Genomic DNA, 5,004 nt, shown 5'->3' with positions numbered 1-5,004 from the left:
GGCCAACTATGCGGCGGCCAACTCGTTCCTGGATGCCTTGGCGGTGCATCGGCGGGCCAACGGTTTGCCGGCGATCTCGCTGGGCTGGGGACTGTGGGATCAGGCCAGCGCAATGACCGGTGAACTCGGCGACGTCGACTTCGCCCGATTCGCCCGCGACGGCATCGTGGCGATGTCCTCCGACGAAGCCCTGCAGCTGCTCGACACCGCGCTTATCATCGACAAGCCGTTCCTGTTGCCGGCCCGCATCGACCTGACCGCGCTGAAGGCCAAATTCGACGGAGGCACATTGCCGCCGATGTTCGTTGACCTCATCAACGCGCCGGCCCGCCGCCAGGTCGACGACTCGCTGGCCGCAGCCAAGTCGAAATCTGCTCTGCTCCAACGGCTCGAGGGGCTGCCCGAAGACGAGCAGCACACCATCCTGCTGGATCTGGTGCGGTCCAACATCGCCACCGTGCTCGGCAACACCACCCCGGAGGCCATCGACCCCAACCGCGCCTTCCAGGAGCTCGGGTTCGATTCCCTGACCGCGGTTGAGATGCGCAACCGGCTCAAAGCTGCGACGGGGCTCGCGCTGTCACCGACCCTGATCTTCGACTACCCCAACTCGGCGGCACTGGCCGGCTACTTCCGCCAAGAACTGCTCGGCGGCACGCAGCCGGACACCCAACAGCCCGCTCCCGGGGAAGCCGAAATCCAGCGCGTGGTGGCCTCCATTCCAGTCAAGCGTCTGCGGCAGGCCGGAGTGCTGGACCTGTTGCTGTCGTTGGCCAACGAAACCAACGGCGCCGCAAGCTCGGACGCCCCGGAAGGGACCACCAGGAAAGACATCGCCGAGATGGACCTCGACGATCTGGTCAACGCGGCGTTGCTCAACGACGACGAGTAGGCAAATGCGACCGAAGGTCACTCCGTGAGAATCGCGGTCACTGGAGCCAACGGCGTACTCGGCCGCGGACTCGTCGCCCGATTGCTGAGCCACGGCCACGACGTCGTCGGCCTGGCGCGTCATCGGCCTGACAGTTGGCCCAGCGCAGCGGAATTCGTTCGCAGCGACATCCGCGACGCATCCGCCGTCCAGCGCGCGGTGGCGGGAGCCGACGTCGTCGCCCACTGCGCATGGGCGACCAACCGCCGCGCAGACGATCCCCTCAGCCAGGAAGTCAACATCGGCGGCACCGCCAATGTGCTTGCAGCCATGGCCAAAACCGGTAGCAGGCGCATCGTCTTCGCGTCGTCGGCACACGTGTACGGCACGCAGCACCTCACGTCCCGGGCCAGCGAGCATGACCGACCAGAACCCGCATGCACAGAAGGTCGCCACAAAGCCCGGGTCGAGGAGATGCTGGCCGAGTCCGGCGCCGAATGGGTGGCGATCCGCTCCGCGCTGGTCCTCGGCCGCGACGTCGACAACTGGCTGCAGGGGCTGCTGGCGTGCCCGGCATTTCCCGACGTGGACGGCTCCGCCGACCACCGGTTGCAGGTGGTACACACTGAGGACGCCCTTCGCGTGTTCGTTCGCGCCGTGCTCGACAGCGACATCGAAAGCGGACCGATCAACCTCGCCGCACCGGGCCAGGTCACTTTCCGCGACGTTGCGGCCGCGCTCGGGCGCCCAATTGTGCCGATCAAGGTGAACGTGCTACACCGAGGCGCACCAACCTTTTTCGACAAGCTAAGCCTGATTCTGAATGCGCCGGTGATGGATACCTCACTGCTGCACGAGCAGTGGGGCTTTACACCGGCATGGAACGCCGAGGAATCCGTCGAGGACTTCGTGTTAGCGGTGCGCGGTCGCGTGACCCTGGGCACGCGAGTGGTGTCGCTGCCCTGGCAGCTGGCCCGCATCCAGGAAATCCCCGCGGTTGACGCCCCCGCCGCCGATGGCGCCCTGCCCGTACTAGCCGGCCCCGAAGACGGCAACGGCGAATTCGACACTCCGATCGATCCGCGCTTTCCCACCTTTGTCGCCACGAATCTGTCCGAGGCGCTTCCCGGACCGTTCTCGCCGTCCTCGGCGTCGGTGACTGTGCGCGGCCTGCGGGCCGGCGGCGTGGGCATCGCGCAACGGCTCCGCCCCGGCGGATTGGTCCAGCGCGAAATTGCGATGCGCACCATCGCAGTGTTCGGCCATCGCCTCTACGGCGCCATCACCTCCGCACACTTCATGGCCGAAACCGTGCCGTTCGTCAAACCGGCGACCATCGTCGCCACCAGCGGGTTCTTCGGACCCAGCGCCGCCGCGTTGCCGATCTTCGGCGACCAGCGCCCACCGTCGACCAGCGGCGTGGCCCGACACCTGCGCACCGTCCGCAACATCGGGGTATTCGGGGTCAACCTTGTGGGCCTCAGCGCCGGCTCGGCCCGCGACACGGCCGACTACATCGCCGACGTCGATCGTCTGGAACGGCTCGCGGGCCAGGACCTAGGCCGACTCGATGTCCACCGGCTGCTCAGTTTGATTTCGTTGGCGCGCGATCACGCGGTGCACGGGTGGGTGCTGGCCTCCGGGTCGTTCATGCTGTGCGCTGCATTCAATTCGATCCTGCGTGGTTTGTGTGGCCCCAACACCATGCCGCCGGGCGGACCCGAGTTGGTCAGTGCGCGACCGTTGGCCGCTATTCAGCGGTTGGCCGCTGCAGCCCGCCGCGACCCGGAAGTGGAGCGGCTGCTGTCCGAGCCCGGCGACCACCTCGAGGCGCTGGCCAAGCACGCTCCGGAGTTTCATGCCGCGGTTCTCGCCGAACTCGCGCTCATCGGACACCGCGGCCCGGCCGAAGTCGAGATGCGCTCGACCAGCTACGCCGACAACCCAGAGTTGCTGTTGGGCATGGTGGCCAAATCACTGAACGCGCCGGCCGCGCCGCCGTCTCGGCGTCCCAACATCCCGGTGTGGGGTCGTCCTGTCGCAGCCGTGGCGGCCCGGCAACTGCGCGAACGCGAAGCCCGTCGCGACAAAATGGTGCGCGCTATCTGGGTGCTGCGCCGCCTACTGCGCGAATACGGGCGCCGCCTCGCCGATTCCGGTGTGATCGACACCGTCGACGACGTGTTCTACTTGCTGGTCGACGAGCTCGATGCGCTTCCGCCAGACGTTTCCGCACTGGTGGCACGGCGGCGAGCCGAACAACGCATGCTGGCCGACATCGTGCCGCCCGCGTTTTTCAGCGGCAACTGGCAGGCCGGCACCGTGCTGGCGACCGTTCTCACACCCGGGGAAAGCCTGCACGGGCTTGGGGTGTGCGGGGGACGCGTCCGCGGCCGCGTCCGGATCGTGCGGCCCGACACCATCGACGAACTGCAGCCCGGTGAGATTCTCGTCGCCGAGGTCACCGACGTCGGCTATACCACTGCTTTCTCCTATGCGGCCGCGGTGGTGACTGAACTCGGAGGGCCCATGTCGCATGCCGCCGTGGTGGCCCGCGAGTTCGGGTTCCCGTGCGTGGTCGACGCAGCCGGCGCCACCCGCCGGCTGCCCCCCGGCGCGCTCGTGGACGTCGACGGCGCCACGGGGGAGATCCGGGTCCTCGAGCTCGCCGACGACAACGCCGAAATCGATGCCAGCGCCGGGAAGTTCGAGTAGCCGGCTCACTAGCGCCGATCTCGCCAGGCTTCGATTAACCCGAGCAGCTGAACTTTTGCCCGATGCCCTCCGGTGGTGGCACCGGCTGCAAACAGCCGAACGGCTCGATCCCGGCGGCGGCAAACCGGACGGCCGACCGGTGCGCATAGTTCACGCAGAACACGTCGTTTTGGTCGCTGCGACAACGAAAATCGCCGAACTCCAGTGACTCGCCCGACGCGAGCTCGGCTCCGTCACCATTGGTGAATGGCCCCGGATCAGCACGGGCGGACCCCACTTGCAGGCTGGTGCCGTCGAAATCGGCCCAACCGCCGCGCCATCCCCCGTACACGGCGGCCGGACGCGGCGGCGGATTCGTCAGGCGGACCAAGCAGGACAACGTGGCGGCGGTGTGCTTGGCGTCGGTCATGCAGCGCACTTTGGCGCCGGATGCGGTGAACGCGATGTCCTGACCGAGATCGGTAGTAACGCCGTCGCGCGTAGCGGTGTGGTAGTGAGTCGGGTCGGCAGGACGACTGGCCTCGATCCAGGCGATCACATCGGAGATTGGTGCCCCGGCTTGCGGCGCAGCAGCCGGAATCGGCGGCTTGTTCGTCGACGGGGCAACGGCCGTTGCGCTCCGGGTTGTGTTCGGCGTCGAGGTCGTGGTTTGGCCCGCACGGTTGCCGACCGACGAACACCCGGCGACCAGCAACAACGCTGCAAGCAGCACGGCGATGCGCATTTCGACAGGTTATCCGTCGCAAACCGGTTCCCCGGCTAGCCACGCGTGGACAGATCGATTTCGCTACCGTCAGGTCATGCACGAACACACCGTCCGCGCAACCACGACCATCGGCACCGTGGAAGGCTTCACTCGCGACGGCGTCAACCGGTGGCGCTCCATTCCGTATGCTCGGCCGCCGGTCGGGCCGCTGCGTTTCCGCGCCCCGCAGCCGGCCGAGCCGTGGTCGGGCGTGCGCCACTGCCATGGATACACCAACTGTGCACCGCAGCAACGCCGTTACACGATCGTCGGCTTGGGCAAGTATCAGCCGATGGGCGAGGACTGCCTGACCCTGAACGTGGTGACCCCACAAGCCGCTGGTGACAAGCCGCTGCCCGTTATGGTTTTCATCCACGGCGGCGGTTACATCCTGGGTAGCTCGGCCACCCCGCTGTACGACGGTGTCGGACTGGCCCGGCGCGGTTGCGTGTACGTGTCGGTCAACTATCGGCTCGGGGCACTCGGGTGTTTGGACCTGTCGTCGCTGTCCACACCGGAAATCACCATCGACACCAACCTTTTCCTGCGCGACCTGGTGCTGGCGTTGCGCTGGGTCCGCGACAACATCGCGGCGTTCGGCGGTGACCCCGGCAACGTGACCATCTTCGGCGAAAGCGCCGGCGCGCACGCCGTCGCCACCCTGCTGGCAGTG

The 5,004-nt window shown here is 67.2% G+C and carries 4 protein-coding genes; 3 read left to right on the top strand and 1 reads right to left on the bottom strand.

What is annotated here, in order from left to right; translation table 11 throughout:
- Together VFA16_RS22385 and VFA16_RS22380 are read left to right on the top strand one after the other, a co-directional pair.
- Positions 1 to 892: beta-ketoacyl reductase (locus tag VFA16_RS22385; RefSeq protein ID WP_324969942.1), on the top strand; the 892-nt coding region annotated here is incomplete at its 5' end.
- Positions 893 to 916: 24 nt separating this feature from the next.
- Entirely contained in the window at positions 917 to 3,586 is a 2,670-nt protein-coding gene (locus tag VFA16_RS22380) for an NAD-dependent epimerase/dehydratase family protein (protein ID WP_324969941.1), read from the top strand.
- A 34-nt stretch (positions 3,587 to 3,620) separates the two neighbouring features.
- On the opposite strand, the gene VFA16_RS22375 is transcribed toward VFA16_RS22380, so the two are convergent.
- Complete coding sequence (locus tag VFA16_RS22375) at positions 3,621 to 4,310, bottom strand: hypothetical protein (RefSeq protein ID WP_324969940.1); 690 nt, start codon at positions 4,308 to 4,310, stop codon at positions 3,621 to 3,623.
- A gap of 76 nt (positions 4,311 to 4,386) precedes the next feature.
- Between VFA16_RS22375 and VFA16_RS22370 the strand changes: the two genes are divergently transcribed.
- A partial coding sequence (locus VFA16_RS22370; RefSeq protein ID WP_324969939.1) for a carboxylesterase family protein occupies positions 4,387 to 5,004 on the top strand: 618 nt, incomplete at its 3' end.

This window comes from Mycobacterium sp. (assembly GCF_035653355.1).
Taxonomy (GTDB): Bacteria; Actinomycetota; Actinomycetes; order Mycobacteriales; family Mycobacteriaceae; genus Mycobacterium.
This window is presented reverse-complemented; position numbering and strand designations above follow the sequence as displayed.

Coding starts and splice junctions, on each gene's coding strand:
- VFA16_RS22375 (WP_324969940.1), bottom strand. CDS start 4,310: ATGCGCATCGCCGTGCTGCTTGCAGCGTTGTTGCTGGTCGCCGGGTGT.